General features: G+C 66.2%; 24 protein-coding genes and 2 riboswitches. Of the genes, 15 read left to right on the top strand and 9 right to left on the bottom strand.

Going from position 1 to position 24,134, the window contains the following annotated elements; translation table 11 throughout:
- Position 1: 1 nt before the first annotated feature.
- Positions 2-2,152, bottom strand: a complete 2,151-nt coding sequence (locus CURSPS6_RS08470; protein WP_030015530.1) for an AMP-binding protein — start codon at positions 2,150-2,152, stop codon at positions 2-4.
- A 6-nt stretch (positions 2,153-2,158) separates the two neighbouring features.
- A riboswitch (SAM riboswitch) is annotated at positions 2,159-2,279 on the bottom strand.
- A 285-nt stretch (positions 2,280-2,564) separates the two neighbouring features.
- Here CURSPS6_RS08470 and CURSPS6_RS08465 point away from each other — a divergent pair.
- The 5 genes from CURSPS6_RS08465 to CURSPS6_RS08445 all read left to right on the top strand — a co-directional run bounded on the left by CURSPS6_RS08465 (position 2,565) and on the right by CURSPS6_RS08445 (position 6,325).
- On the top strand, positions 2,565-3,788 hold the full coding sequence (locus tag CURSPS6_RS08465) for a thiolase family protein (RefSeq protein ID WP_030015529.1): 1,224 nt from the start codon (positions 2,565-2,567) through the stop codon (positions 3,786-3,788).
- Positions 3,789-3,792: 4 nt separating this feature from the next.
- On the top strand, positions 3,793-4,566 hold the full coding sequence (locus tag CURSPS6_RS08460; protein ID WP_030015527.1) for an enoyl-CoA hydratase/isomerase family protein: 774 nt from the start codon (positions 3,793-3,795) through the stop codon (positions 4,564-4,566).
- Positions 4,563-5,435 carry a 3-hydroxyacyl-CoA dehydrogenase family protein gene (locus CURSPS6_RS08455; RefSeq protein WP_030015526.1) on the top strand — a complete coding sequence of 291 codons (873 nt, stop codon included), beginning with the start codon at positions 4,563-4,565 and terminating at the stop codon, positions 5,433-5,435. The genes CURSPS6_RS08460 and CURSPS6_RS08455 overlap by 4 nt, the downstream gene beginning before the upstream one ends.
- Positions 5,436-5,719: 284 nt before the next feature.
- Positions 5,720-5,926 (top strand): type II toxin-antitoxin system HicA family toxin, encoded by a 207-nt coding sequence (locus tag CURSPS6_RS08450; protein ID WP_030015524.1) that lies wholly within the window; start codon positions 5,720-5,722, stop codon positions 5,924-5,926.
- A gap of 3 nt (positions 5,927-5,929) precedes the next feature.
- A complete protein-coding gene (locus CURSPS6_RS08445) occupies positions 5,930-6,325 on the top strand; it encodes a sigma factor-like helix-turn-helix DNA-binding protein (protein ID WP_030015522.1) in 396 nt (131 codons plus the stop codon).
- A gap of 118 nt (positions 6,326-6,443) precedes the next feature.
- On the opposite strand, the gene CURSPS6_RS08440 is transcribed toward CURSPS6_RS08445, so the two are convergent.
- Positions 6,444-7,406, bottom strand: coding sequence for a hypothetical protein (locus CURSPS6_RS08440; RefSeq protein ID WP_235503703.1), 963 nt, complete (start codon positions 7,404-7,406; stop codon positions 6,444-6,446).
- Between the two features lie 241 nt (positions 7,407-7,647).
- Here CURSPS6_RS08440 and CURSPS6_RS08435 point away from each other — a divergent pair, with 241 nt between their 5' ends.
- Positions 7,648-8,880 (top strand): NAD(P)/FAD-dependent oxidoreductase, encoded by a 1,233-nt coding sequence (locus tag CURSPS6_RS08435; protein WP_030015520.1) that lies wholly within the window; start codon positions 7,648-7,650, stop codon positions 8,878-8,880.
- On the opposite strand, the gene CURSPS6_RS08430 is transcribed toward CURSPS6_RS08435, so the two are convergent.
- The 4 genes from CURSPS6_RS08430 to CURSPS6_RS08415 all read right to left on the bottom strand — a co-directional run bounded on the left by CURSPS6_RS08430 (position 8,877) and on the right by CURSPS6_RS08415 (position 11,724).
- Positions 8,877-9,632: a pyrimidine reductase family protein gene (locus tag CURSPS6_RS08430; RefSeq protein ID WP_051687760.1), complete on the bottom strand. Its 756-nt coding sequence runs from the start codon at positions 9,630-9,632 to the stop codon at positions 8,877-8,879. The two genes, CURSPS6_RS08435 and CURSPS6_RS08430, sit on opposite strands and share 4 nt — an antisense overlap.
- 7 nt (positions 9,633-9,639) lie before the next feature.
- A complete protein-coding gene (gene folP, locus CURSPS6_RS08425) occupies positions 9,640-10,521 on the bottom strand; it encodes a dihydropteroate synthase (RefSeq protein ID WP_035810338.1) in 882 nt (293 codons plus the stop codon).
- Between the two features lie 88 nt (positions 10,522-10,609).
- Complete coding sequence (locus CURSPS6_RS08420) at positions 10,610-11,176, bottom strand: hypothetical protein (RefSeq protein ID WP_030015514.1); 567 nt, start codon at positions 11,174-11,176, stop codon at positions 10,610-10,612.
- Positions 11,177-11,262: 86 nt separating this feature from the next.
- Complete coding sequence (locus tag CURSPS6_RS08415) at positions 11,263-11,724, bottom strand: hotdog fold thioesterase (protein WP_030015513.1); 462 nt, start codon at positions 11,722-11,724, stop codon at positions 11,263-11,265.
- 120 nt (positions 11,725-11,844) lie between these two features.
- Between CURSPS6_RS08415 and paaZ the strand changes: the two genes are divergently transcribed.
- The gene (gene paaZ, locus CURSPS6_RS08410) at positions 11,845-13,947 is read left to right on the top strand and encodes a phenylacetic acid degradation bifunctional protein PaaZ (RefSeq protein ID WP_235503702.1); all 2,103 of its coding nucleotides are present in this window, start codon (positions 11,845-11,847) and stop codon (positions 13,945-13,947) included.
- A 62-nt stretch (positions 13,948-14,009) separates the two neighbouring features.
- On the opposite strand, the gene CURSPS6_RS08405 is transcribed toward paaZ, so the two are convergent.
- From CURSPS6_RS08405 to paaI, 3 genes are all read right to left on the bottom strand, one after another.
- Positions 14,010-14,669: a TetR/AcrR family transcriptional regulator gene (locus tag CURSPS6_RS08405; RefSeq protein WP_235503701.1), complete on the bottom strand. Its 660-nt coding sequence runs from the start codon at positions 14,667-14,669 to the stop codon at positions 14,010-14,012.
- 115 nt (positions 14,670-14,784) lie between these two features.
- Positions 14,785-16,125: a phenylacetate--CoA ligase family protein gene (locus CURSPS6_RS08400; protein ID WP_030015509.1), complete on the bottom strand. Its 1,341-nt coding sequence runs from the start codon at positions 16,123-16,125 to the stop codon at positions 14,785-14,787.
- Between the two features lie 5 nt (positions 16,126-16,130).
- Positions 16,131-16,541, bottom strand: a complete 411-nt coding sequence (gene paaI / locus CURSPS6_RS08395) for a hydroxyphenylacetyl-CoA thioesterase PaaI (RefSeq protein WP_030015508.1) — start codon at positions 16,539-16,541, stop codon at positions 16,131-16,133.
- Positions 16,542-16,688: 147 nt separating this feature from the next.
- Here paaI and paaA point away from each other — a divergent pair, with 147 nt between their 5' ends.
- The 8 genes from paaA to CURSPS6_RS08355 all read left to right on the top strand — a co-directional run bounded on the left by paaA (position 16,689) and on the right by CURSPS6_RS08355 (position 24,075).
- Positions 16,689-17,705 (top strand): 1,2-phenylacetyl-CoA epoxidase subunit PaaA, encoded by a 1,017-nt coding sequence (gene paaA / locus CURSPS6_RS08390; protein WP_030015507.1) that lies wholly within the window; start codon positions 16,689-16,691, stop codon positions 17,703-17,705.
- Positions 17,702-18,010, top strand: a complete 309-nt coding sequence (gene paaB / locus CURSPS6_RS08385) for a 1,2-phenylacetyl-CoA epoxidase subunit PaaB (RefSeq protein ID WP_030015506.1) — start codon at positions 17,702-17,704, stop codon at positions 18,008-18,010. Before paaA ends, paaB begins: the two co-directional genes overlap by 4 nt.
- Complete coding sequence (gene paaC / locus CURSPS6_RS08380; RefSeq protein ID WP_030015505.1) at positions 18,007-18,843, top strand: 1,2-phenylacetyl-CoA epoxidase subunit PaaC; 837 nt, start codon at positions 18,007-18,009, stop codon at positions 18,841-18,843. The genes paaB and paaC overlap by 4 nt, the downstream gene beginning before the upstream one ends.
- A 62-nt stretch (positions 18,844-18,905) precedes the next feature.
- Entirely contained in the window at positions 18,906-19,427 is a 522-nt protein-coding gene (gene paaD / locus CURSPS6_RS08375; protein WP_035810892.1) for a 1,2-phenylacetyl-CoA epoxidase subunit PaaD, read from the top strand.
- A 1-nt stretch (position 19,428) separates the two neighbouring features.
- The gene (gene paaE, locus CURSPS6_RS08370; protein WP_030015502.1) at positions 19,429-20,631 is read left to right on the top strand and encodes a 1,2-phenylacetyl-CoA epoxidase subunit PaaE; all 1,203 of its coding nucleotides are present in this window, start codon (positions 19,429-19,431) and stop codon (positions 20,629-20,631) included.
- 27 nt (positions 20,632-20,658) lie between these two features.
- Positions 20,659-21,429, top strand: a complete 771-nt coding sequence (locus CURSPS6_RS08365) for an enoyl-CoA hydratase/isomerase family protein (RefSeq protein WP_030015501.1) — start codon at positions 20,659-20,661, stop codon at positions 21,427-21,429.
- A 95-nt stretch (positions 21,430-21,524) separates the two neighbouring features.
- A riboswitch (SAM riboswitch) is annotated at positions 21,525-21,648 on the top strand.
- 118 nt (positions 21,649-21,766) lie between these two features.
- Positions 21,767-23,254 (top strand): LLM class flavin-dependent oxidoreductase, encoded by a 1,488-nt coding sequence (locus tag CURSPS6_RS08360; protein WP_082470376.1) that lies wholly within the window; start codon positions 21,767-21,769, stop codon positions 23,252-23,254.
- 170 nt (positions 23,255-23,424) lie between these two features.
- Positions 23,425-24,075, top strand: coding sequence for a TetR/AcrR family transcriptional regulator (locus CURSPS6_RS08355; protein ID WP_030015498.1), 651 nt, complete (start codon positions 23,425-23,427; stop codon positions 24,073-24,075).
- Positions 24,076-24,134 lie beyond the last annotated feature (59 nt).

The following is a 24,134-nucleotide window of genomic DNA, read 5'->3' as shown; positions in this document are numbered from 1 at the left end:
CTCAGCGTCGGCCGGCCAGCACCTCGGCGATATCGTCCAACGCCTCCTCGTTCTGCAGAGAGGACCGATCCCCGAGCGAGCGGCCCTGATACAGCTCGCCGAGCAGGCGCCGGGTGATCTTCCCCGAGCGGGTCTTGGGGATATCGCGGACCACCACCACGTCCTTCGGCTTGGCGATCGGCCCGATCTGCTGCGTGACATGCGCGCGGAGCTCCTCGCGGAGCGATTCCTCGGCCACGTCGAGGCCCGCCGGAACCGTGACGAAGGCGATCGCGGCGTGGCCGGTGAGTGGGTCTTCGACCGGGCAGACGCCCGCTTCCACCACGCCCGCGTGGGTCACCAGCGCGGACTCGATCTCGATCGTGGACAGGCGATGCCCCGAGATGTTGATGACGTCGTCGATGCGTCCCAAGATCGAGACGTCGCCTTCCTCGTCGATGCGCGCGCCGTCGCCCGCGAGGAACCAGCCGCGCTCGCCGTAGTGCTTCCAGTACGAATCGAGGTATCGCTGGGGATCGCCCCAGACCGTGCGGGCCATCGACGGCCCGATCTTGTCGACCACGATGAATCCTTGGGTTCCGGGCGGCACGTCGTCGCCCTTCTCGTCCACCACGCGCGTCGAGATTCCCGGAACAGCGCGCGTCGCGCATCCGGGCTTCGAGCGAGCGTGCGGCGCATCCTCGGGAAAGGTTCCGGCCGGGGCGAACTGCGGGTCGTGAGGCCTCGGGGAGCAGACCGTCGCGCCGGTCTCGGACTGCCACCAGGTGTCCACGAAGGGCGCTTCGTCGCGGCCGACGTTACGCCGCAGCCAGTTCCAGGCTTCCGGATTAATGGATTCGCCCACCGAGCCGAGGAGCTTGATCGAGGCGAGGTTGTAGGTCGCGGGAAGCCCGTTCGGGAACGCCCCCATGAGGGAACGGATCAACGTGGGCGCGGTGTAGTAATTGGTCACGCCGTAGCGTTCGATGATCTCGAAGTGCCGGCCGAAATGCGGGGTATTCGGGGTGCCCTCGTAGATCACCTCGGAGACACCGTTCAGCAGCGGGCCGTAGATCTCATACGTGTGGGCGGTGACCCACGCGAGATCGGCGGTGCACCAGTGGACCGTGGAGTCGACCTTGGCGGGATCGTTGACGGCCGCCAGCTCATCGGGGCGAAGCTGGTTCTCCTCGTCCAGGGTCTCGGGGAGGAGATCGAAGAGGAGGGCGTGCGTGTAGGCCGTTTGGGTTAGGTACCCGCCGGTCGTGTGGACGAGCCCCTTGGGGCGGCCGGTGGTTCCCGAGGTGTAAATGATGAACAGCGGGGTCTCGGCGTCGAAGAACTCGGGTTCGTGGACCGGGGAGGCGTCCGCCAACAGATCGTGCCACCACACATCGCGGCCCGGGGTCCACGGGACGGCCTGTTCGTCTTTCGAGCGGTAGCCCTTGTCGCCGGGGGCCAGCGGGACGCCGGCCGGGGTCGTCCGCCCGGGGCGTGAGGTCCGGCGGACCACGACGACGTGTTCGATCGCGTTGTCCCCGGCGCACGCGGCGTCGGCATTTTGCTTGACGGGAACCACGGACCCGCGCCGATTCTGGCCGTCCGTGGTGACCAGGACCTTGGCGCCGGTGTCCTCGACGCGGAAGCGCAAAGCCTCGGCCGAAAATCCCCCGAAGACCAGGGAGTGCACGGCCCCGATGCGGGCGCAGGCCAGGGTCATGATCACGGTTTCGGGGATGACGGGGAGATAGATGACCACGCGGTCGCCCTTCACCACGCCCAGGTTCGCGAGCGCGTTGGCCGCCCGGGAGACCTCCGTCAGCAGCCGGTCGTAGGTGTAGACCTCGCGGTCGCCGGGCTCGCCTTCGAAATACAGGGCCACGTGCTGCCCTCGCCCGGCCTCGACGTGGCGGTCGACGCAGTTGTACGCGGCGTTGAGCCGGCCGCCTTCGAACCACGCGATGTCCGGCACGGAATATTCGGGCAGGCCGTCGGCATCGGTCCCCGTCCGGCGGGGCTTATCGAAGCGGTGGGCCGTGTGCCACGGCTCGGCCCAGGTGAGACGGCCGGCCTGCCGCTCCCAAAACGACACCCGCGCCTCGTCGGTCTCCAGGGCCGGGTTGGGCGTGGGGTGGAACGGGTCGGAATACGCGAAGTCGGCGGGAAGGGCCATGAGATCACTCCATCGATGCCTGGCGTTAGCACCACGTGCACCCACGAGCGCCGGGGAGGTAAACCGCGCGTGGGGAAGGTTGCTGCGACGTCGTCGAGCCAGATCTCTCGGTCGCTCTGGATGGTTTGCCCATCCAGTAAATCTCCTGCCTTCGTGGCCTTCCACTTCGCGGGATCGTATTGCGGGACATGACCCGGCCGGCGTCAAAGTCTGTAACGAGGATGGCGAGGAGGCGTCGCCATCGGGCCGGAATGCCGACATGGAATTGACCCACATCACACCGAATGGAATATTAGTGAACGAATGGTCGGTAATTCACCGCGGGAGGGTGGCATCCTCCGGCGGCGCGAATCCGACACGAACGCCCCGGAGCGCAACCCCGGTCCGTTCGACGACTCGACAAGGAGCTCACATGACACCCCTGACCCCGGCCTTCCTCGTCGGCGGCGCCCGCACGCCCGTCGGCAGGTACGGCGGCGCCCTGTCCGGCGTACGCCCGGACGACCTGGCCGCCCTGTGCGTCAAGAGCGTGGTCGACGCTGCCGGCATCGACCCGGCCGATGTGGACGAGGTGATCCTCGGCAACGCTAACGGCGCGGGTGAGGAAAATCGGAACGTCGCGCGCATGGCCTGGCTCCTGGCCGGATTCCCCGATACCGTCCCCGGCATGACCGTCAATCGCCTGTGTGCCTCGGGGATGTCGGCGATCACGATTGCCTCGCAGATGGTCGCCTCCGGCGCGGCGGATCTCGTGGTCGCCGGTGGCGTCGAATCGATGTCCCGTGCGCCGTGGGTCATGGAGAAACCCGCGAAGCCTTTCGCGCGGCCGGGAGAGGTCTTCGACACCTCGATCGGGTGGCGATTCGTGAACTCGCGATTCCTCGATGGTCCGCTCTCCCGGGACGGAAAGACCACCTACTCCATGCCGGAAACCGCGGAAGAGGTGGCCCGCGTGGACGGCATCACCCGCGAGGAGGCCGACGAATTCGCCGCCGAATCCCAGGCCAAGGCGTCGGCCGCGATCGAGGCCGGACACTTCGACCAAGAGATCATTCCGGTCGAGGTCACCGGGCGGAAGGGAGCGGTCACGGTCGTCTCGACCGACGAAGGCCCGCGCCCCGGAACCACGGTCGAGGCCCTGTCGCAGCTGCGTCCCGTGGTCAAGGGCGGGTCCGTGGTGACCGCCGGAAACTCCTCCGCGCTCAACGACGGCGCCTCGGCGATACTCGTGGCCAGCGAGCGGGCCGTGGCCCGGTACGGGCTCGAGGCCCGGGCGCGCGTCGTGGGTGGCGCCTCGGCCGGTGTTCCACCCGAGATCATGGGCATCGGTCCGGTCCCCGCGAGCCGCAAGGTCCTGGACCGCGCCGGGTGGTCGATCGACGACCTCGGCGCCGTCGAACTCAACGAGGCCTTCGCGACCCAGTCCCTCGCGTCGATCCGCCGCTTGGGGCTCGACCCCGGGATCGTCAATCGCGACGGCGGTGCGATCGCCCTCGGCCACCCCCTGGGATCCTCCGGATCCCGCATTTCGATCACCCTGCTCAACCGCATGGAACGCGAGGGCGCGCAACGCGGGCTGGCGACCATGTGCATCGGCGTCGGACAGGGCGCCGCACTCCTCCTCGAAAGGGCATGACCTCATGGAATTGACCGGTGACTTCACCGCCATCACAACCCAGGAGCGCCCGGACCGGCTCCACGTTCGTCTCGATCGTCCGGAGGTTCGCAACGCGATCGACGCGACCATGATCGAGGAGCTGCACCGCGTGTGCGACCACCTCGAGGCCGAACCCAAGATCCTGATCCTCTCCGGGACGGAGGCCGGGGGTAAAGGCATCTTCGCCTCCGGGGCGGATATCTCCCAGCTGCGGGAACGACGCCGCGACGACGCCCTGCGCGGCATCAACTCCCGGCTCTTCGACCGCCTGGCCCACCTGCCCATGCCGATCATCGCGGCGGTGGACGGATACGCCCTGGGAGGCGGTGCGGAACTCGCCTGGGCCGCCGACTTCAGGATCGGCACCCCGAATGTCATCATCGGCCAACCGGAGACCGGGCTCGGCATCGTCGCTGCCGCCGGGGCCATGTGGCGCCTTCGGGAATTGGCCGGAGAACCGCTGGCCAAGGAGCTGCTCTTCGCTGGCCGCACCCTGAACGCGGACGAGGCCCTGGACGCCCGGCTCATCACGGAAATCCACGAGCCCGACGCACTGATCGATGCGGCCCACGCGCTCGCGGACCGCATCGCCCGGCAGGATCCGCTGGCCACCCGCATCGCGAAGGGCGTGTTCCATGCCCCGCGGGAGGCCCACCCCTATATCGACGAGCTCGCCCAAGCCGTGCTCTTCGAATCAGACGCCAAATTCGACCGTATGCAGTCCTTCCTGGACCGCCGAAAGGAGCGACGCTCATGACGTCCACGACCACCATTCAGGGAGCCGTCCCGGACGCCGTCGGAGTGCTCGGCGGAGGCCGCATGGGCGCGGGAATCGCCCACGCCTTCCTCATTGCCGGGGCACGCGTGTGCGTCGTCGAGGTCAACGACGACGCCGCGGAGGCCGCCCGCGGCCGCATCGAAAAGGATGTCGCCGCGTCGGTCCAGCGAGGGAAGATTGGCGGGAGCGCCGAAGACTGGCTCGAGCGCTTGAAGACCACGACCGACGCCGCGGCCTTCGCCGATTGCGGGCTGGTCGTCGAGGCCGTTCCGGAGGTCTGGGACCTGAAGGTCGAGTCCCTGCGCCGCGCCGAGGGTCAACTTTCCCAGGACGCGTGGCTCGCGACCAACACCTCGTCGATGTCGGTCAACGGCCTCGCGGCGGAGCTGAAACGCCCCGAAAGGTTCTGCGGCCTGCACTTCTTCAACCCGGTGCCGGCCTCCAAGCTCGTCGAGGTCGTGCTGGGGGAGCAGACCTCCCAGGAGATGAAGGAGCAGGCCCAGCAATGGGTCGCCGGCCTGGGAAAGACGCCGGTGAGCGTCCAGGATGCCCCCGGTTTCGCGTCCTCCCGCCTGGGCATCGCCCTGTCCATGGAGGCCATTCGGATGGTCGAGGAAGGCGTTGCGGCCCCCGAGGATATCGACCACGCCATGACCCTGGGCTATAAGCACCCGGTGGGACCGCTCGCGCTGACGGACATCGTGGGCCTCGACGTTCGCCTCGGAATCGCCGAATACCTGGAGTCTCAGCTCGGCCCCCGGTTCACTCCGCCGCAGTTGATGCGGGACATGGTGGAGCGTGGGGAGTTGGGGAAGAAGACGGGGAAGGGCTTCTATACCTACGAATAGGCCCGATGTGCAGGGGCAAGGATATGGCACCGAAGCTGCTGCGGCCTGTCGGGACTACGCCAAGGAAAACATTGATACTGACACCCTGGTCGCGATTATTCCTCCCGAGAAACGGGTCACGACCGCCGAGCGGATCGAGACCAGCCCCAAGGCAAAACACCCGAACTGCGTGAGGGCCTGCCCCCTCGTTCCTGTTCCCGATGGACAGGTCTGCGCCCACTGTCAGAAAGCCGCTGCATACCCTCCATTGCCAGTAACTGGCAAGGGCGGGTATCCTGTAGCTCGTGGTTAAGCCGATGAAGTATAAGGAGCTAGCCAAGCGCTTGCGAGCCGCCGGTTTCTCGGCAACCAGTGGAAAGGGCGATCACGAGATTTGGCGCTATCCGGGAATTGACCGCCCCGTCGTCGTGACGCGTACGAGAGAGGTCTCACCGGCGATCGTGCGAAACGCCCTGCAGGCCATCGAGAAGAAGCAGCAGAAGGAGAGCTGAACTATGTGGGAAGACGAAGTTCTGGTCACCGCCCGGCGCTGGGTTCACGGTTGGGAACTGATCTTGGGGGAAAACGACGCCACGCAGGTTCGAACACTTGCACATGCTGAATCCCAGGTGCGTGATTACCTAGACACCATTGACCCCGATGTTGACCACTCAAACGTTAAGGTCTTTCTCGTGCCCGAAGAAGGAGCCGAAGAGATTCGGCTGGCACAGGAAGCGCGAGTGGAGGCGGAGCAAGCCGCGGCGCGAGCGGCGGAACAAATTCGGGGCGTCGTGACCAACCTGCGGACCGTGCGCGGATATTCCCTCTCGGATACGGCGGCATTGCTCGGGGTGACCAGAGCAAGAGTCTCTCAGCTGGAACGGAGCGCGAAAGCCAAGGCGGACGCGTAAAAACTGTCCGCCGCTACCAAGCGCTAGTCTCCCAGGTCAGAAATGAGTTGTGACGAGGCGTCAAGAGATCTTGAAGAAGGTCCGCAAGGTAGTCCCGAGCACTCAATGTCCGTTGGGACTACTGGTACGTCACCACCCACGGCTTGGGGTCGATCTGGTAGGTCTGCTCCGGCGTCGCCATCGGGGTGTCTTCGTCGTAGAAGTTCTTCCAGGACATGTAGATGCCGCCGGGGAGCCCTTCCTGGAGGGCCTCCCAGGTCTCCTTCTTGAGGTCCGGGGTGCCGTGCCCGTCGGCGTGCAACGTGAGGGACAGCTCCGGGTGTGTGGTGTTCAGGGTTTCGCGTTGCTGAATCATGGACCCCGCGAATTGGTGGAGCACCACGGCCTTTTGCGGGAGCTTTTCCCGGCGGGTCAGGTCGGCGACGTAGTCCATGGATTCGTTCAGCTCGGCGGCGCTGACCGATCCGATCTGCTCCAGGGGGCGTTGGCCCGGGGCGAGGCGCCACTCGGCGTCGTAGCCGACGCCGACGTTCGGGTCCTTCAACACGTCCTCGTACTCCTTCACCTGGCTCGTGAAGTCCTGGGCGCCCGGCTGGAAGTCGAGGATCACGTAGACGCCGTTCTTTTTGGCCTCATCCAGGAGAGGTCTGAGGGTGTCCAGCGGCAATTCGTTGGAATAGTCGCCGTCTGGCCCGGGGACGGCGTCGGCCACCGTCGCGATGATCTCGAAAGCGGGGATCACGGGTTCCTTGCTCAGCGGTTCGTATTCCTTGGCCAGGTTCTTGGCGCGTTGAACGGACTCCGCGGGGCCTTGCTCTCCCAAGGCGCCAAGGGAGGGGTTGCCCGGCGAGCCGTAGAGGGCCACCATGCGGCGGTCGGGGAACATTCGGGTGCCACCGCCGATGAGCTCGGCGGGCTTGGCGCTCGCCTCGTCCCCCGACGACGCCGAGGCCGAGGCGCTCGGTGTCGACCGCGCGGAGTCGTCGTGGGAATTGGCCGAGCAGCCGCTCAAGATCAGGGCCGAGAGGGCGAGGGTGGCACAGCAAAAACGGGTGGGCAGTCTCCTGCTCATGATGGGCATGGTTCGGTCCTCCGAAGGGGGAGTGTGGTGTGGTTCGTTCGAGGTTCTGCTCGATCACGATAGCCGCTGAAACGGCTCGTACCAAAGAGTACGATTCCGTGACGCCGCGGGGAGGAAGCCCTTCCAGGGGATCCTCATTTTTCACCCGCAGAGCGGCGATTCGGCCTATTCTGAAAGGACCACCGTCCGCCCAGAAACCGGCGAACGGCCGCGGAACAGGAATCACCCTCAGGAGGGGGCTATGAGTACACCGCAGAGAATCGTCATCATCGGGGGAGGCCTTGCCGGTGCGAAGACCGTCGAGGCCCTCCGCGAGCAGGAATACGAGGGTCATCTGACGCTCATCGGGGAAGAGTCGCACCTGCCCTACGAGCGCCCGCCGCTGTCCAAGGAGTACCTGGCCGGTTCGGCACCTTTCGAGGATTCCATCGTCCACACGGGTGAGTGGTTCCGGCAGCACCGGGTCGACCTGCACCTTGGATCGCGCGCGATCGCCATCGATCGGGATTCCCGGAAGGTTTCCCTCGATTCGGGGGACCACGTGACGTACGACGAGCTCGTCCTCGCGACCGGTGCGACCCCGCGCCGCAGCGATCTTCCGGGAGCCGACGCCAATGGCGTGCACTACCTGCGCACCCCGGAAGACTCCGACGCGATCCGGGAATCCCTCGGAGCCGGTCGACACCTCGCGATCATCGGCGGGGGATGGATCGGACTGGAAGTCGCCGCGAACGCGCGGGCGGCCGGCGCCGAGGTCACGCTCGTGGAACGCAGTCGCATTCCCCTGGCCCGAACCCTGGGCGATCAGATGGGTCAGGTCTTCCTGGATCGGCACCGCGAGGAAGGCGTCGACGTTCTCACCGAGACCGAGGTATCCGAGATCATGACCGAGGGAGGGCGGGTCTCGGGCCTTCGATTGGTCGGCGGCCGGGAGCTTCCGGCGGACCTCGTCGTGATCGGCCTGGGCGCGATTCCCAACGTCGAACTCGCCGAAGCCGCCGGGCTCGACCTCGCGCAGGGTGGTGTGGCCGTGGACGCGGCCCTCACCACCTCCGACCCCCATATCTACGCGGTGGGCGACGTCGCGGCCCATCAGCATCCCGTCTTGGGTCGCCGGCTTCGCGTGGAGCACTGGGCCAACGCCCTCAATCAGCCGAAAGCGCTCGCCCCGACGTTACTGGGCGAGCGGACCGAATACGCCGAATTACCGTATTTCTTCTCGGACCAGTACGACCTGGGCATGGAGTACCTGGGTTCCGTGCCCGGAGAGCACGTCAACGACGTCGTGGTGCGCGGCGATGTGTCCGAGCGAAAGTTCCTGGCCTTCTGGCTCGATTCCGCGGACGCGATGCTCGCGGTCATGGCGGTCAACGTGTGGGATATGGACGAACAGATTAAACCGCTGCTGGGTCAGGGACGGCCGATCGACCGGAGGAAACTGGCCGATCCTTCCGTGCCCTTCGCCGACCTCTAACCCCGCTCGTCCCGTCGCTGATAGCGCAGGAATAGCTCGTCGCCGGAATGCAGGACGGAGGCCAGGCGCATGGTCGTGGCGACGGCGCGTTCGTGATGCGCAATGCGCCCGGATTCTCCCGCCGTCAGCGTGGGGGACAAGGTCAGGCAGAGCTCGTCGACGGCGTCCGCGGCCACGAAGTCCCCGAAGAGGGAAGGACCGCCTTCGCCGTGGATCTTGTGGAGCCCGCGTTGGTGCATGGCCTCGACCACGCGGGCTGGCTCGACGTCCCGACGACCCGCGGTCACGACGTCGGCGACCGCGGCGAGGGCATCGCGGCGGTCGTGCGGTGCGTCTTCGGTGGTGAATACCAGGGGGCGGACCGGGGCCTCGGCGAAGAGCGGGGAGCCGGGGTCAAGGTCTAGGGACCGGGTAACCAGGGCGAAGACCGGTTGGTCGGGCAGGCCCCGCTCTCGGCGCCACGCGACGGCCTCGTCCTCGAGGATCATCGCGCCGTAGCCCTCGTGCCGCACGGTTCCGGCCGCGACCAGGACGGCGTCGGCCGGTCGCCGCAGCAGGCCCAGAAGGCGCTGATCCGCGGCGTCTCCCAGCCCGCCGGAGGCGCCGTCGAGGGTCGACGCGCCGTCCAGAGAGGCCACGAAGTTCATGCGCAACCAGGGGCGGTCTTCGGGGAAGGCATAGGCCGAAAGGAGCGCGGCGTCGTCCAGGTCGTGGGTGTTTTCCGAGGTGAAGCGGCGGATGGGTGCGGTCACGATGGCCTCAAACGTTGTGCGTCGGGTGGGTGTTGTGTTCCAGTCGGGCGGGTTCGCGCAGGCCGAGGATCGCCTCGGTCATGCGCACCGCGTCGATGGTCTCGGCAACGTCGTGCATGCGGACGATCCGCGCCCCGGCGAGGACGCACGCGGTCATGGCCGCGAGCGAGCCCGCCAGGCGCTGTCCTGTCGGACGGTCGATTGATTCGCCGATGAAATCCTTATTCGAGACGGCCACCAGCAGCGGCGGGCCGAGGTCGGTCAGTTCCGCGAGACGGCGGGTCAGCTCCAGGGAATGAAGGGTGTTTTTGTCGAGGTCGTGGCCTGGGTCGATGATCAGCCGTTCGGTGGGGATCCCGGCGCCTTCGGCGGCCCGCATCTGACGCATCAGGCAGGTCCGCACCTCGTCGACGACGTCGTCGTAGTGCGCCGCGGGCTTTTCCTCGCGGGGGCGGCCTGCGCTGTGGCAGAGCACCGCGTGGGCCCCGCCGTCGGCGATCACGCCCGCCATGTCGGGGTCCCGAAGGCCGCTGGTGTCGTTAATGACGCTGGCTCCCGCCTCGATGGCGGCGCGGGCGACGTCGGCCCGGTACGTATCAACAGAGATGACCGCCTCGGGACGGGCCTCGGCGACCGTACGAACCACGGGTATCACGCGGTCGATCTCCTCGGATGTGCAGACCGCCGGGCCGCGCCCGAAGGGAACGCCTCCGATGTCCACCCAGTCGGCCCCGAGATCGATGGCCCGCAGGGCGCTGCGGACGGCGCTGTCGAGGGCGAAGGTGCTTCCGCGATCGTGGAAGGAATCCGGGGTGCGGTTCACGACTGCCATGACCGAGACCCGATTCTTCAGATCCGACCCCTTGGGGCCGAGGCCCGCGAGCTGCATGACACACACCTTTCCCTCAGCGGCGTCTCGCGCTCGAACGCCTCGAACCAAGGTAGCACCGGTGCCCGCGATCTTCCGCGGGTGTCCCTTAGAACCTGCGGGCGGGAAATCCGCCGCGCTCGTGACCCAGCCGGATTCTCTCCATCAGCTCGACCAAATCCTTCTTGGAGAGGCGCAAGCTCGACGGCATGGTCAGATAACCGGGGTCCCGTTGCGGAAGAAGGGTCCGAGGTTGCCCTGGGATCAGAAAGACGCGCGCGTCGGTCGAAGTATTCTCGCCATTCGAGGTGCGATACAGAACCACCTTGTCGACGGAACCCCAAGGGGCTCGAATCTCGTCCCGGCGCTCTCCCCGACGGCGCGAATCGACGAAAAATCCGGCGCGCTCCAGGACCACGCGCTGGGCCTTGACGAGCGGACTCATCGAGGCCCACGCGCCCAGGAGGCAGAGCAGAAAGAGCAGGCCGCATCCCCACAATGTGAAGGAGGCCAGGCCGTCCTTGCCGTAGGCTTCCAGGGCCAAGCCGAGGCTCAAGGCGGCGAGAAGCAGGATTCCGAGGGTCGCGAAGACCGCCTTGCCGGAGCTGGTCTTGATGACGGTTCGTCCGGTCGCGAGAAATTCCTGCCAGTGCTGTTCGGTGCGTGCAGCGCCCATGGGTGGCGTTCCTTCGTGGCTAGGGGTCTTGCGTCACAGCCTACAGAGAAGCCGCGTCGCCGGGCCCGTGGACGATCCCCGCGCCATCAATCGAAGAAGCCCTCGGGGGCGTCCTTCAGGAAATTGCTGATCCGAACCGTGCAGAGCCTGCGGCCGGTCTCGATGTGGGTGATGACGACCTCGTGGCTCGTCATGGTCCGGCCCAGCTTGATGGGTGTGGCGACCGCGCGGACCGTGCCTTCCGTAGCGGAGGAGTGGTGGGTCGCGTTGACCTCGGTGCCCACGGCGATCTTGCCGAACTGCGCGGCGTGGAGCACGGCAGCCCACGAGCCAGCGGACTCCGCCAAGGCAATCGAGGCGCCCCCGTGAAGGATGCCGTGCCCCTGGCGGTTGCCCTCGACGGGCATCTCGGCCACCACGCGCTCGGGAGTCTGTTCGATATATGCCATGTGCATCCGGTGATCGAGTTCTCCCGGGTCGATCCGCCCGATCCACCCCTCGGTGGGCTCCTGTGCGTTCCTGGGGTCGTTCGTTGAATCTCCTGACATACATCTCTCCTCATGACGTCGTGGCCGGGCCGTGGTGTGGCGCGTCACATGCTCGTGGGCTATCCTGACACAAATACTGACCGAACGTTCGGATAGCAAATCCCAGGAGGGATCCCACTCGTGACAACCTCAATCCAGTATGAACCCGTGACCCTCGACGACGCGCCCGTTTTGCCGAGCTACGTGCGGGGGCAGTGGTGGGCTCCGGAGGCTCCGGATCGGGCGGTCGGCGTGGTTGACGCGGCGACCGGGGAACCCGTCGCGCGGATGAGCACCGAGGGGCTCTCGACCGAGGACGTGATCCGGTACGGGCGCGAGGTCGGCCAGAAGAGCCTCGGCGAGCTGTCGATCCACGATCGCGCCTTGATCATCAAGCAGCTCGCGATGCACCTCAACGAGCACAAGGACGAGCTGTACGAGGTCTCCTTCCGTACGGGGGCGACCGCCAAGGACCACCTCGTCGACACTGATGGCGGCATCGGAACCATGTTCACGATCTCGTCGAAGGCGCGCCGTGAGTTGCCCAATTCCAACGTCGTGCTCGACGGCGCCGTGGAACAGCTCTCGGGCGACGGAAGTTTCCTGGGGGAGCACGTCTACACCCGGTTGCCGGGCGTGGCCGTGCAGATCAATGCCTTCAACTTTCCGGTGTGGGGGATGCTCGAGAAGTTCGCCCCGGCGTTCATCGCGGGCGTGCCGACCGTGGTTAAACCCGCGACGCCGACCGCGTACGTCACCGAAAAGTGCGTGCGGCTGATGCACGAGTCGGGTCTGCTCCCGGAGGGCTCGCTCCAGCTGCTGTCGGGCTCCGCGAGGGACCTGCTCGACCACCTGGATATGCGCGATCACGTCGCCTTTACGGGGTCGGCCGCGACCGCGAATTCTCTGCGGCGCCACCCCAACGTCATGGAGGCCGGGGTGCGATTCACCGCCGAGACCGACTCCCTCAACGCGGCGATCATGGCGCCGGACGTCACCGAGGGCTCGGCCGAATTTCAGGCGTTCATCAAATCCGTCGTCCTGGAGATCACCGCCAAGGCCGGCCAGAAGTGCACGGCGATCCGTCGCGTGATCGTTCCCGAGCCGATGCGCGAGCCCGTGGTGGCGGCCCTGGAGGCGCGGATCGCCGAACGCGGCGTCGTGGGTCCGCCTCGAGAGAAGGCGACCACCGTGGGAGCCCTGGCCTCCCCGGAGCAGCGTGACGAGGTGCTTTCGTCGGTGCGACGCCTCGTGGAGGCCGGCGGCCGGGTGCGCGTCGGCGGGCCCGATGTGATGCACACGGTCCCCTCGGAGGGCTCGTTCTTCCCCGTGACCGTCCTCGACTTCGAGGACCCGCGCACCCCGGCTATCCACGAGATCGAGGCCTTCGGGCCGGTCACATCGGTCACGGGCTATGCGGGCGAGGTCGACGAGGCGGTCGAGATCGCCGCGCTCGGTGGCGGCTCACTGGTCGCGACCGTGTGTACCCACGATCCCGAGACCGCCGCACGCTTCGCGACCGGCATCGGAGCCCACCACGGGCGCGTGCTGTTCCTGGACCGCGATGATGCCAAGACCTCCACGGGCCACGGCTCGCCGATGCCGCACCTGGTTCATGGCGGCCCCGGCCGTGCCGGCGGTGGCGAGGAGCTGGGCGGCGTCCGCGGCATCAAGCACTACATGCAGCGCACCGCGATCCAGGGTTCCCCGGACCTGCTGACCGGGATCACCGGCGCGTGGCACTGGGGCGCGTCGGCTCGGACCGTGACCCGAGAGGACGTGGAGTCCGGCGCGGGCGTGCATCCCTTCCGGAAGTCGCTGGCCGAGCTGAGGATCGGCGATCAGTTCCGGTCGGAATTGCGGACCGTGAGCTTGGCGGACATCACCGCATTCGCCGAGTCCACGGGGGATACCTTCTACGCGCACACGAACGAAGAGGCGGCCGAGGCCAATCCCTTCTTCCCGAGGCGCGTGGCCCACGGCTACCTGTTGGTCTCCTGGGCGGCCGGGCTGTTCGTGGATCCGGCCCCGGGTCCGGTCTTGGCCAATTACGGCCTGGAAAATCTGCGGTTCATCACGCCGGTGACCTACGACGACTCGTTCCGGGTCACGCTCACGGCCAAGCGCATCACCCCGCGCGTGACCGACGACTACGGCGAGGTGGCCTGGGATGCTCGGCTGACCAACCAGGATGACGAGATCGTCGCGACCTATGACGTCCTGACCCTGGTCGCTAAGCAGTAATCCCGGAGGGCGAATTCGACTCAGGGGCGGCACCGATCACGGTGCCGCCCCTGAGTCGCGTCTTAGCGTCGCAGGCCGTCCAGGATCATCTTGACCGCCGTATCCGAGAGTTCCTCGACGGTTCCTTGCCCTTCCGGGTGGTACCAGTCGACGATCGAATTGATCATGCCGAGCATCAGGCGCGGGGCGGACTTGCCGGAGATATCCGTCCGCAAGCTGCCTTCGTCCTGGGCCTGCCGGACGAGCTTTTCGACGGCCCGGGTGATGCGGCGGCGGCGCTCGAGGGCCGCCAGCTCGACCTCGGAGTTGCCCCGAAGCCGCAACAGGAGCGTCACGTAGGGCATCTGTTCCACGAGTACGCGGACCGTCCCGCGGATCACGCCCTCGAGCTTGTCGACGCCGTCCGCGTCGGTGGCCAGGACCCCGTCGATGGATTGCTCCAGGGAGTCCAGTGCCCGCAAGAGGGCTTCCTCGAGGATCTCCTCCTTGGAATTCACGTGGTGGTAGATCGCCGACTTGGAGATGCCCAGGTGCTGGGAGAGCGTGCCCATCGAGGTCGTGTCGTAGCCGAACTTGTTGAAGACCTGGACGCACACCGCGATGAGCTTGTCGCGGTCGTATCCGGGACGCCCGCGGCGCGCCCCACTTGGCGGCGTGGTCCCGGGGTGATCCGTCTCGGCGGGGGCGGGCGTGGTCGGCATGGCGTACTCGGCTTTCGTCAAAGGGTCCGTGTTGAGGGTACCCGAGGGTCTGATTCGCGCGGGATAGCGCCCATCACACACGACGACGCCCCGGCCCGAGAGCGTCACCGGGCCGGGGCGTCGTCGATACCTCGGGTTACTGCTTGTTGCGGTGGTCGTAAATGCGTCGGATCTTTCCGGAAGATCGCGCGAGCGTGCCGGGTTCGGCGATGTCGATCATCGCGGTCGAGCCGATCTTGGTCTTGATCTCCATCAGGAGTTTTTTGCCGTCCTCGATCGCGTCCGGGCGGCTGGCCTCTTCGCGGCGTTCGATGTGAATCGTCATCTGATCCATGCGATCCGGGCGGGTGATCTCCAGGGTGAAATGTGGCGCCAGAGTAGGCATCTGGAGGGCCAGCTCCTCGATCTGCGAGGGGAAGAGGTTCACCCCGCGCAAGATGATCATGTCGTCGGACCTGCCGGTGATGCGGCCCATGCGACGGTGACCGGGACGGGTCGTGCCGGGCAGCAGGCGGGTGAGGTCGTGGGTCCGGTAACGGATGATGGGCAGGGCCTCCTTGGTGAGGGAGGTGAAGACCAACTCGCCGGGTTCGCCGAGGTCGCAGATGCGGTCGTCGAACGGGTCGATGATCTCCGGCCGGAAGTGGTCTTCCCAGATGTGGGACCCGTCGTGCGACTCCTCGGATTCGCCGGCCACGCCGGGTCCCATGACCTCGGAGAGGCCGTAGATGTCGCACGCGGTGATGTCGAAGGTCCGCTCGATCTCGCGGCGCATCTCGTCGGTCCACGGCTCGGCGCCCAGAACCGCGTGCTTGAGGGAGGTCTCGCGCGGGTCCAGCCCGGCCGCTCGGAAGCCGTCCGCGATCGCGAGGAGGTACGTCGGGGTCGCGAGGATCGCCTCGGGCTCGAAGTCCTGGATCAGCTGGACCTGCTTCTCGGTCTGCCCGCCGGACATCGGAATCACGGCGCAGCCCAGCTTCTCGGCGCCGTAGTGGGCCCCGAGCCCGCCCGTGAAGAGGCCGTAGCCGTAGGCGTTGTGGATCTTCTCGCCGGGCTTGACCCCGGAAAAACGCAGGCACCGCGCGACGAGACGGCCCCAGGTATTCAGGTCGTTATCGGTGTATCCGACCACCGTGGGTAGCCCGGTGGTCCCGGAGGAAGCGTGGATGCGTCGGACCTCGCTCATGGGCACGGCGAAGGACTTGAACGGATACGCCTTGCGCAGGAATTCCTTGTCGGTATAGGGAAATTTCTGGAGGTCATCCAGCTTCTGGAAGTCGCGCGGGTGGACGCCGTGCTCGTCGTAGAGCTCGCGGTAGGCCGGTACGTTTTCGTACGCGTGGTGAATCGTCCACTTGAGGCGGGCGAACTGGAGCGCCTCGATCTCCTCGCGGTTCATGAGCTCTTCCGGATCTGGCCGACCGGGATCCTCGGAAGCGACGGGGGCGTAGGGGTTCTCGATGGAACAGGTGGTCATGGGATTCACGCTTTCTGACGGTGGGGGATGGTCCGGCTGCGACCGCGGAAGAGGGCCAGGACGGCGCCATCGTCGGCGGTGACGGTGATGTCGTAGATTCCGCTCCTTCCCATGCGGGCAACCTCTCGTGCCTCGGCGGTCAGTTCCTGGCCGAGCGAGCCGGAGCTGATGAAGTTGATGTCCACCCCTTGGGCCACGGTGATCGTGCTTCCGTCGCCCTCGGGATCGTTGCAGGCCATGGCAAAGCACGTGTCTGCCAGGGAGAACACCATGCCTCCGTGGGCGATGCCGAAACCATTGAGCATCTCCTCCCTCAAGGTCATGCTGATGACCGCGTGGCCGTCATCGGCCCGATGGACGCGGATCCCCAGCCACTGAGCCGTGCGGTCGTTGGTTAGCACCGGATGTTGCGGCATGTTGTGCTCCTCACAATATATGACCGAATGGTCAGTAGGGAATCGTTAATGGGCACCCTCTGTCAAATGGGGATGTTGTGTTGACGGCCACATGTCCTGCCGATATCCTGAACGAACGTTCGGTAATTATTCATTTGGAGGGACGTCATGACCACCACAGACGACGCCGTCGCCCAGGGACAGGAACACTTCGACGCCCTGATCGCGGAGGATTCCCGCGTGGAACCCCGCGATTGGATGCCCGCGGACTATCGCAAGACGCTGACCCGCCAGGTCTCGCAGCACGCCCACTCCGAAATCATCGGTATGCAGCCCGAGGCCAATTGGATCACCCGGGCCCCGAGCCTCAAGCGCAAGTCGATCCTCATGGCCAAGGTTCAAGACGAGGCGGGTCACGGCCTGTACCTCTATTCCGCGGCGGAGACCCTCGGGACGCCGCGCTCCGAGCTCAACGAGCAATTGCTCAGTGGCCGCGCCAAGTACTCCTCGATCTTTAATTACCCCGCCCGGACCTGGGCGGATATGGGTGCCATCGGGTGGCTCGTGGACGGCGCGGCGATCTGCAATCAGGTGCCCTTGTGCCGGGCCTCCTACGGTCCCTACGGCCGCGCGATGGTCCGCATCTGCAAGGAAGAATCCTTCCATCAGCGGCAGGGCTGGGAGATTCTCTACGAGCTCTCCCACGGGACCGAGGCCCAGAAGAAGATGGCTCAGGAGGCCGTCAATCGTTTCTACGGGCCGGCCCTGCAAATGTTCGGGCCCCCGGACGGAGACTCGCCGAACTCGCAACAGTCGATGGCCTGGAATATCAAGCGTTTTTCTAATGACGAGCTCCGCCAGCGTTTCGTGGACATGATCGTCCCGCAGGCCGAGGCCCTGGGGCTGAGCCTGCCGGATCCCGATCTGGCGTGGAACGAGGAGCGCGGCCACTACGACTACGGCGAGCTCGACTGGGAGGAGTTCATGTCCGTCATCAAGGGCCGCGGCCCCTGCAGCGTCCAGCGCATGAAGCGCCGGCGCGAAGCGCACGAGAACGGCGCCTGGGTGCGCGAGGCGGCCGCCGCCTACGCCGAGCGCCAGGCGATGGCCTCGGCCACGCATCAGAACGAATCATCCACCGACCGGCCGCGCCCCGCGGCCCAACTGATCGGAGCGACCGCATGAGCGAGAACACCGAAAACCACCAAGCTCACGCGTGGCCGCTCTGGGAGGTCTTCGTTCGATCCTCCCGCGGGTTGTCTCACGTTCATGCGGGCTCCCTGCACGCCCCGGACGCGACCATGGCCGTGCGCAACGCTCGGGATCTATACACCCGCCGCAACGAAGGAACGAGCGTGTGGGTCGTCGAGGCCGATGCCATCACGGCGTCGGATCCGGATTCCAAGGGCGGCTATTTCGAGTCGGCACAGGGCAAGGCTTACCGCCACGCGACGTATTACACCAAGTCCGAAGGGGTGAAACACCTGTGAGTGCCTTTGCTTCCCACGAGTCGGCCACCAAGATCAGCGCCGGAGAATCCATCAGCGCCGAAGAGATCGCCTCGTCCGGGGCCACGGCGCCCGAACCCGTGGCTGAGTACGCCCTGCGCTTGGGCGACGACGCCCTCATGCTCTCCCAGCGTCTCGGTTGGTGGATCGCCCGCGCTCCGGAACTCGAGGAGGACATCGCGATGTCCAACATCGCGCTGGACCTCATGGGACATGCCCGATTCCTGCTGACCTATGCCGGTTCGGCCTGGGGAAAGAGCGAGGACGACCTCGCGTATTTCCGAACGGAAGAGGAGTTCCGGTCCTGCCGCCTGGTCGAGCAGGAAAACGGTGACTTCGGGCAGACGATCGCGCGCCAGCTGATCTTCTCGATGTACCAGTACCACCTGTACACCGCGTTGCAGCGGTCGACCGACTCGACGCTCGCGGCCATCGCGGATAAGGCCGTCAAGGAGGTCGAATACCACGTCGACCATGCCTCGCAGTGGATCCTTCGTCTGGGCTTGGGCACCGACGAATCCAAGCGACGCGTCGGGGAAGGGCTGACGTACATGTGGCCCTACATCGAAGAACTCTTCACGGACGACGATCTCCTCGACCGGCTCGACGGCGTGGCGGTTCGCCCCTCGAGCCTCAAAGAACCGACCATGCGTTCGATCGAGGCCGTCCTGGCCGAGGCCGAGCTGGATGTTCCGGAGGTCGCCCAAGCGCGGCTTTCCCCCGAGCTGCGCGACGGAGCGTACTCCGAGTACCGCGGATACATCCTGGCGGAGATGCAGTCGCTGGCCAGGCAACACCCCGGCGCAACCTGGTGATGACCGTGAACACCACCGTCCACACCGCCCCGGACCGCGACGCCGCCGGCCTCGCCCGGCCGCTGCCGCTGGGCCCGTCCCGCCGCCCCGAGGCGCCCGCGGACGCCGCCCTGTGGGACCTCGCGGCGACCGTGTGCGATCCCGAGATCCCGGTCTTGACCCTTTCCGACTTGGGGGTCCTGCGGGACGCCTACGTCGAGGGGGCGGAGGCCGTCGTCGTGATCACCCCGACCTATTCCGGATGCCCCGCGATGGACACCATGGCCGACGACGTCGTGGCCGTCGCGACCGCCGCGGGTTACGGATCGGTGCGCGTGGAAAAAGTCCTGCGACCCGCGTGGACCACGGACTGGATGAGCCCTGCGGGCCGCGACAAGCTCGCCGAATACGGCATCGCGCCACCGAGCGGAAACACCGCCCCGGGCCATAACGGTGGTCCGGTCCGGCTGACTCTCTCGGTCAAATGCCCCCACTGCGGGTCCCTCAAGACCCGCGAGATGACCCGCTTCGGATCGACCTCGTGCAAGGCCCTCTGGGTCTGTTCCGAGTGCCTCGAGCCCTTCGACTACTTCAAGGTTCACTGACATGAGCAATGCCCCCACCGCCCAGACCCCGGCACCCACCGACGGCGACGCCGTCCCGAGCGGACGCCGCCGGGCCACCTTCAACCGCCTGCCCGTGACCGGGGTGCGCAAGCTGACCCAGGAATCCGTCGAGGTCACCTTCGGCGTTCCGACGGACCTGGTGGAGGATTACGACTACCTGCCCGGGCAATACGTGGCACTGCGGGCCGAGATCGACGGCCGCGAGGTGCGCCGGTCGTACTCGATCTGTGCCGAACCCCGACCGGGGGAGATCCGCGTCGCGATCAAGAAGGACATGGGCGGAACGTTTTCCACCTGGGCCAATGAGCAGCTGACGGTCGGCGACGAGCTCGAGGTCATGAACCCGCAGGGTGCGTTCACCTCCAAGTCCACGCGCCTGACCTCGATGAACCACCCGGAACAGGTGGCCCGTCAAGAGGTGAGCAAGGCGCCGAATGCGCACGTCGTGGCCGTCGCCGCCGGCTCGGGCATCACCCCGATCATGGCGATCGCGCGCTCGCTCCTCGCGGCCTCGCCGAGCACGACCTTCGACCTGGTGTACGCGAACCGTTCCGCCATGGACGTGATGTTCGCCGAGGAGCTAGGGGACCTCAAAGACAAGTACCCGGCCCGCTTCGCGGTTCACCACGTACTCTCGCGGGAGCAACGGATTTCCCCGTTGATGTCCGGCAGGATCGACCCCGAGAAGCTCGAGGAACTGTTGGATCGCGTGATCCAGGTCGACACGGTCGACGAATGGTTCCTGTGCGGGCCGTTCGAGCTGGTTCAGCTGTGCCGGGACGCCCTGGGGGAGCGGAAGGTCTCCGAGGACTCGGTCCGCTTCGAGCTCTTCACGACCGGAAGGCCCGAGAAGCCCGCCGGTCAGAGCGGTCGAGAGGTCAAGGCCGACCCCGCGGGCAAGAATTTCCAGATCACCTTCACCCTCGACGGCAATACCGGAACCGTGGACACGCCCCAAGACGCCCAGGAGACCGTGCTCAACGCGGCCCTGCGCGTGCGCCCGGACGTCCCGTTCGCGTGCGCCGGGGGCGTCTGCGGAACGTGCCGCGCGAAAGTCGTCCGCGGCGACTTCACGATGGAGGAGAACTTCGCCCTCGAAAAAGACGAGGTCGAGGCCGGTTATGTGCTGACCTGCCAAACCCGACCCACCGGCGATGGCCTCGAAGTCGACTACGACGCCTAAACCACCACGCTTCCGGAAGGATCCCCCGTGATCGACCTGACCATTTCGAACGATATTGCCGAGGTGGTGCTGAACGCACCCGCCAAGCTCAATGCCCTGAACGCGGACGATCTCGGGGAACTGTCCGAGGCATACCTGAAGGCCGAACGCGCCGACGTGCGGGCGCTGGTGCTTCGCGGCGAGGGCAGGGGTTTCTGCGCGGGCCGAGATATTTCCGCCGTGGACCCCGCTCACGACGACGTCGACGCCTACCTCGGCCAGCGCGCTATGTCGCTTTTTCGCCAGATGGCTGCCTTTCCGGCGCCGACCTTCGCCGCGGTTCATGGGGCCTGCCTCGGGGTCGGCCTAGGCTTGGCAATCGCGACCGACGTCGTCTACGTCGCCGAGAACGCCAAGGTCGGATCGCCCTTCGCGAACCTCGGCGCGACCCTCGATTCGGGCGGGCACGCCCTGTTCTACGAGCGCCTCGGCGCGCACCGAACCCTCGATCTGATCTACACCGGCGAGATGATGAGCGGCGCCGAAGCCGTCACCGCCGGGCTGTTCTCACGGTCGGTGGGCCCCGACGAGTTGCTCGACTTCACGATGGAGCGGGTGAACCGCGTGGCTCGCGGCGCGACCCAGGCGTACATGGCCTCGAAGGCGCTGGTGGCTCAGCTGCGCGACGGAAAGGCCGGGCTGTGGGAGTCGATGGCCGCCGAATCCGGCGAGCAGGCGAGGCTGTGCTCGACCGAGGACTACGCCGAAGGCTTCACGGCCTTCCAAGAGAAACGCCCCCCGCGCTTCCGCGGAGCGTAGGAGACTCTGAGGCCGGTTGTCACACGGCGCAACGTCGGTAACAGTCCCACATCTTCTGGTTGAGGCCTTCACACGCCCCTAAGCTGGACCGCGAAGATCAAGAGACCCAACGCAAAGCTCTGGCTGGTTGGGCGGCAACCCTCTCCCGTAGCGGGGTGCCCCAGATGATGATCGGGCTCCGTCGGCCTTACAACTCAGGCGGCACAGCAAGTACGGCGCGTTAATCGGCGCCACCGTGTGAATGTTTGCGTCGATCCATCCCGACACCGGGGAGTTGGGCGCAAGGCTCGGGCACGCGGAGACCATGGAGACGATCCAGGCACCGAAAGGACTCCCGATGTCGGATAAGAAGCGCATCGCAATCAACGCCTTCGATATGACGTGCGTGGGCCACCAGAGCTTCGACCTTTGGCGGCACCCGCGCTCGCGGGCCACCGAGTACAACACCCTGGAGTATTGGACGGACCTCGCCAAGACCCTCGAGAAGGGGCTCTTCGATGGCGTGTTCCTGGCCGATGTCGTGGGCATCTACGACATCTATCGCAACTCCGCGGCGCCCTCCATCCGGGGCGGCGCGCAGGTTCCGGTCAACGACCCTTTCATGCAGATTTCCGCGATGGCGGCCGTAACCGAGCACCTCGGCTTCGGCGTCACGAGCGCCGTGACCTACGAGCAGCCCTACACCCTGGCCCGGAAGTTCGCGACGCTCGATCACCTCACCAAGGGCCGCGTCGGTTTCAACGTGGTTACCTCGTATCTTCCGTCCGCCGCGGAGAACCAGGGGCTTCCGCGGCAGATCGTACACGATACCCGCTACGAGATCGCCGAGGAGTTCCTCGACGTTTGCTACAAGCTGTGGGAGGGCTCGTGGGAGGACGACGCCGTCGTCGCCGACCGTGAGGCCGGCGTGTACGCGGACCCCGCCAAGGTCCATCCGATTCAGCATCAGGGGAAGTACTTTTCGGTTCCGGGCGCGTCCCTGACGGCCCCGTCGCCGCAGCGAACCCCCGTGATCTTCCAGGCCGGCGCCTCATCTCGGGGGCAGGCCTTCGCCGGCCGCCACGCGGAGGCCGTGTTCGTGGGCGGCCTGCGGCCCGACCTGACGCGTTTCATGACCGATAAGATCCGCGACGAGGCCGAAGCCGCCGGCCGCGACCGTGACGACGTCAAAATCTTTGCGATGCTGTCCGTGATCGTCGACGAAACTGACGAGAAGGCCCAGGCCAAGTACGAGGATTACCTCCAGTACGTGTCCACCGAAACCTCGCAGGCGATCATCGGCGGTTGGTCCGGGCTAGACCTCTCCCAGTTCGACGAGGACGAGGTCTTGAACTACGTCAAGACCGACTCGATCCAGTCGTTCCTGACCCCCTTCACGCTCCAGTCCAAGGACAAGGAGTGGACGCGCGAGGAGATCGCCAAGCACTGCGCGATCGGCGGCATGGGCGACGTGATCGTCGGGGGCCCGGAAAAGGTGGCCGACGAGCTGGAACGCTGGATCGACGAGGGCGGTTTGGACGGCATCAACCTCGCCTACCACGTCACGCCGGGCTCCTTCGAGGACTTCGTCGAGTTCGTGGTCCCCGAGTTGCAGAAGCGCGGGCGCTACCGCACCTCCTACGAAGGGTCGACCTTCCGCGAGAACCTCTTCGGCGAGGGCCGGACGGAGATCGACCAGGCACACCCCGCCGCCACGTATCGCGGCGCGTACGAGGGCATGCCCTCGACCGCCGATACCGAGGCACGAGACCTCACCCAAGAGGCGGATGCTCCCGCGGGCGGACAGTCACTGCGTCCCGCGGAGAAGGCCGTGGCCGGCTCCTAGCGGCCCGGGCCTTCGCTGTACGAACGGCCGGTGCCCACCCGATCCCAGGGTGGGCACCGGCCGTTCGTCGTCTCTTCCGGGAGCCTATGTATAGCTACCCAAACTAAATGAGACGAATCGCACAAGTTCTGCAGTTGTGCACTTTTTGCAGAACTGCATAAGATGCATGGGTGCAAACATCTGAACCATCCCTCAGGGAACGACGCCGGGTGCGGACGTGGAACGCTATCCATGCCGCCGCCCGAAGGCTCGCGACCGAACGCGGGGTTAAGCAGACCACCGCGGAGCTGATTGCCGAAGAGGCGGGCGTCTCGCCGCGCACCTTCTTCAATTACTTCGCGACCAAGGAGGACGCCGTCATGGGGCTGCGTCCTCCGGAGATGACCGAGGAGATCCTCTCCTCGATCCCGGCGGACAGCTCGGACGGTCTCCTCGCACAGGCCGCCCAGTTGCTCTCCCGCGTGGTGTATGACTCGTTTGCCGGGGATGTCGAGGATGTCTCGCGGGAACTGGTCAACGACCATGAAGAGATTCGTCAGCGGATGAAAATTCACCTGTTGCGCTGCGAGCAAGAGCTCAAGGATTTCCTGCTCGGCCTGGACTGGCCGACGTATCAAGCCTCGGGCGAGTTTGTGCCGCGGGCGGATCCGGAATCCGAGCCCGAGCCAGAACAAGAGGAACGCATCCGCGCCGTCGTGCTGATGTCGACGGCCGTGCTCCGTTACCTCGAATTCGGGGCGCGTTCCACCCGTGAGGAATTGCCCGCCGCCATCAAGAGCACCGTTACTTTGTTTTCCACTATCGTCAAGGAGCCTCGTTGAGTACCACTTATTCCCCGCGTCACGCCATTGGGCGTGGCTCGAACGACGCAGGGAGTGCG

Origin of the sequence: Curtobacterium sp. S6, assembly GCF_000710345.2 — a bacterium.
Classification (GTDB): domain Bacteria; phylum Actinomycetota; class Actinomycetes; order Actinomycetales; family Micrococcaceae; genus Rothia.
This window is presented reverse-complemented; position numbering and strand designations above follow the sequence as displayed.

Bases quoted from the DNA above. Each gene is read 5' to 3' on its own strand.
- CURSPS6_RS08470 (WP_030015530.1), bottom strand. From the start codon at position 2,152: ATGGCCCTTCCCGCCGACTTCGCGTATTCCGACCCGTTCCACCCCACG.
- CURSPS6_RS08465 (WP_030015529.1), top strand. From the start codon at position 2,565: ATGACACCCCTGACCCCGGCCTTCCTCGTCGGCGGCGCCCGCACGCCC.
- CURSPS6_RS08460 (WP_030015527.1), top strand. From the start codon at position 3,793: ATGGAATTGACCGGTGACTTCACCGCCATCACAACCCAGGAGCGCCCG.
- CURSPS6_RS08455 (WP_030015526.1), top strand. From the start codon at position 4,563: ATGACGTCCACGACCACCATTCAGGGAGCCGTCCCGGACGCCGTCGGA.
- CURSPS6_RS08445 (WP_030015522.1), top strand. From the start codon at position 5,930: ATGTGGGAAGACGAAGTTCTGGTCACCGCCCGGCGCTGGGTTCACGGT.
- CURSPS6_RS08440 (WP_235503703.1), bottom strand. From the start codon at position 7,406: ATGCCCATCATGAGCAGGAGACTGCCCACCCGTTTTTGCTGTGCCACC.
- CURSPS6_RS08435 (WP_030015520.1), top strand. From the start codon at position 7,648: ATGAGTACACCGCAGAGAATCGTCATCATCGGGGGAGGCCTTGCCGGT.
- folP (WP_035810338.1), bottom strand. From the start codon at position 10,521: ATGCAGCTCGCGGGCCTCGGCCCCAAGGGGTCGGATCTGAAGAATCGG.
- CURSPS6_RS08420 (WP_030015514.1), bottom strand. From the start codon at position 11,176: ATGGGCGCTGCACGCACCGAACAGCACTGGCAGGAATTTCTCGCGACC.
- CURSPS6_RS08415 (WP_030015513.1), bottom strand. From the start codon at position 11,724: ATGTCAGGAGATTCAACGAACGACCCCAGGAACGCACAGGAGCCCACC.
- CURSPS6_RS08400 (WP_030015509.1), bottom strand. From the start codon at position 16,125: ATGACCACCTGTTCCATCGAGAACCCCTACGCCCCCGTCGCTTCCGAG.
- paaI (WP_030015508.1), bottom strand. From the start codon at position 16,541: ATGCCGCAACATCCGGTGCTAACCAACGACCGCACGGCTCAGTGGCTG.
- paaA (WP_030015507.1), top strand. From the start codon at position 16,689: ATGACCACCACAGACGACGCCGTCGCCCAGGGACAGGAACACTTCGAC.
- paaB (WP_030015506.1), top strand. From the start codon at position 17,702: ATGAGCGAGAACACCGAAAACCACCAAGCTCACGCGTGGCCGCTCTGG.
- paaE (WP_030015502.1), top strand. From the start codon at position 19,429: ATGAGCAATGCCCCCACCGCCCAGACCCCGGCACCCACCGACGGCGAC.
- CURSPS6_RS08360 (WP_082470376.1), top strand. From the start codon at position 21,767: ATGTCGGATAAGAAGCGCATCGCAATCAACGCCTTCGATATGACGTGC.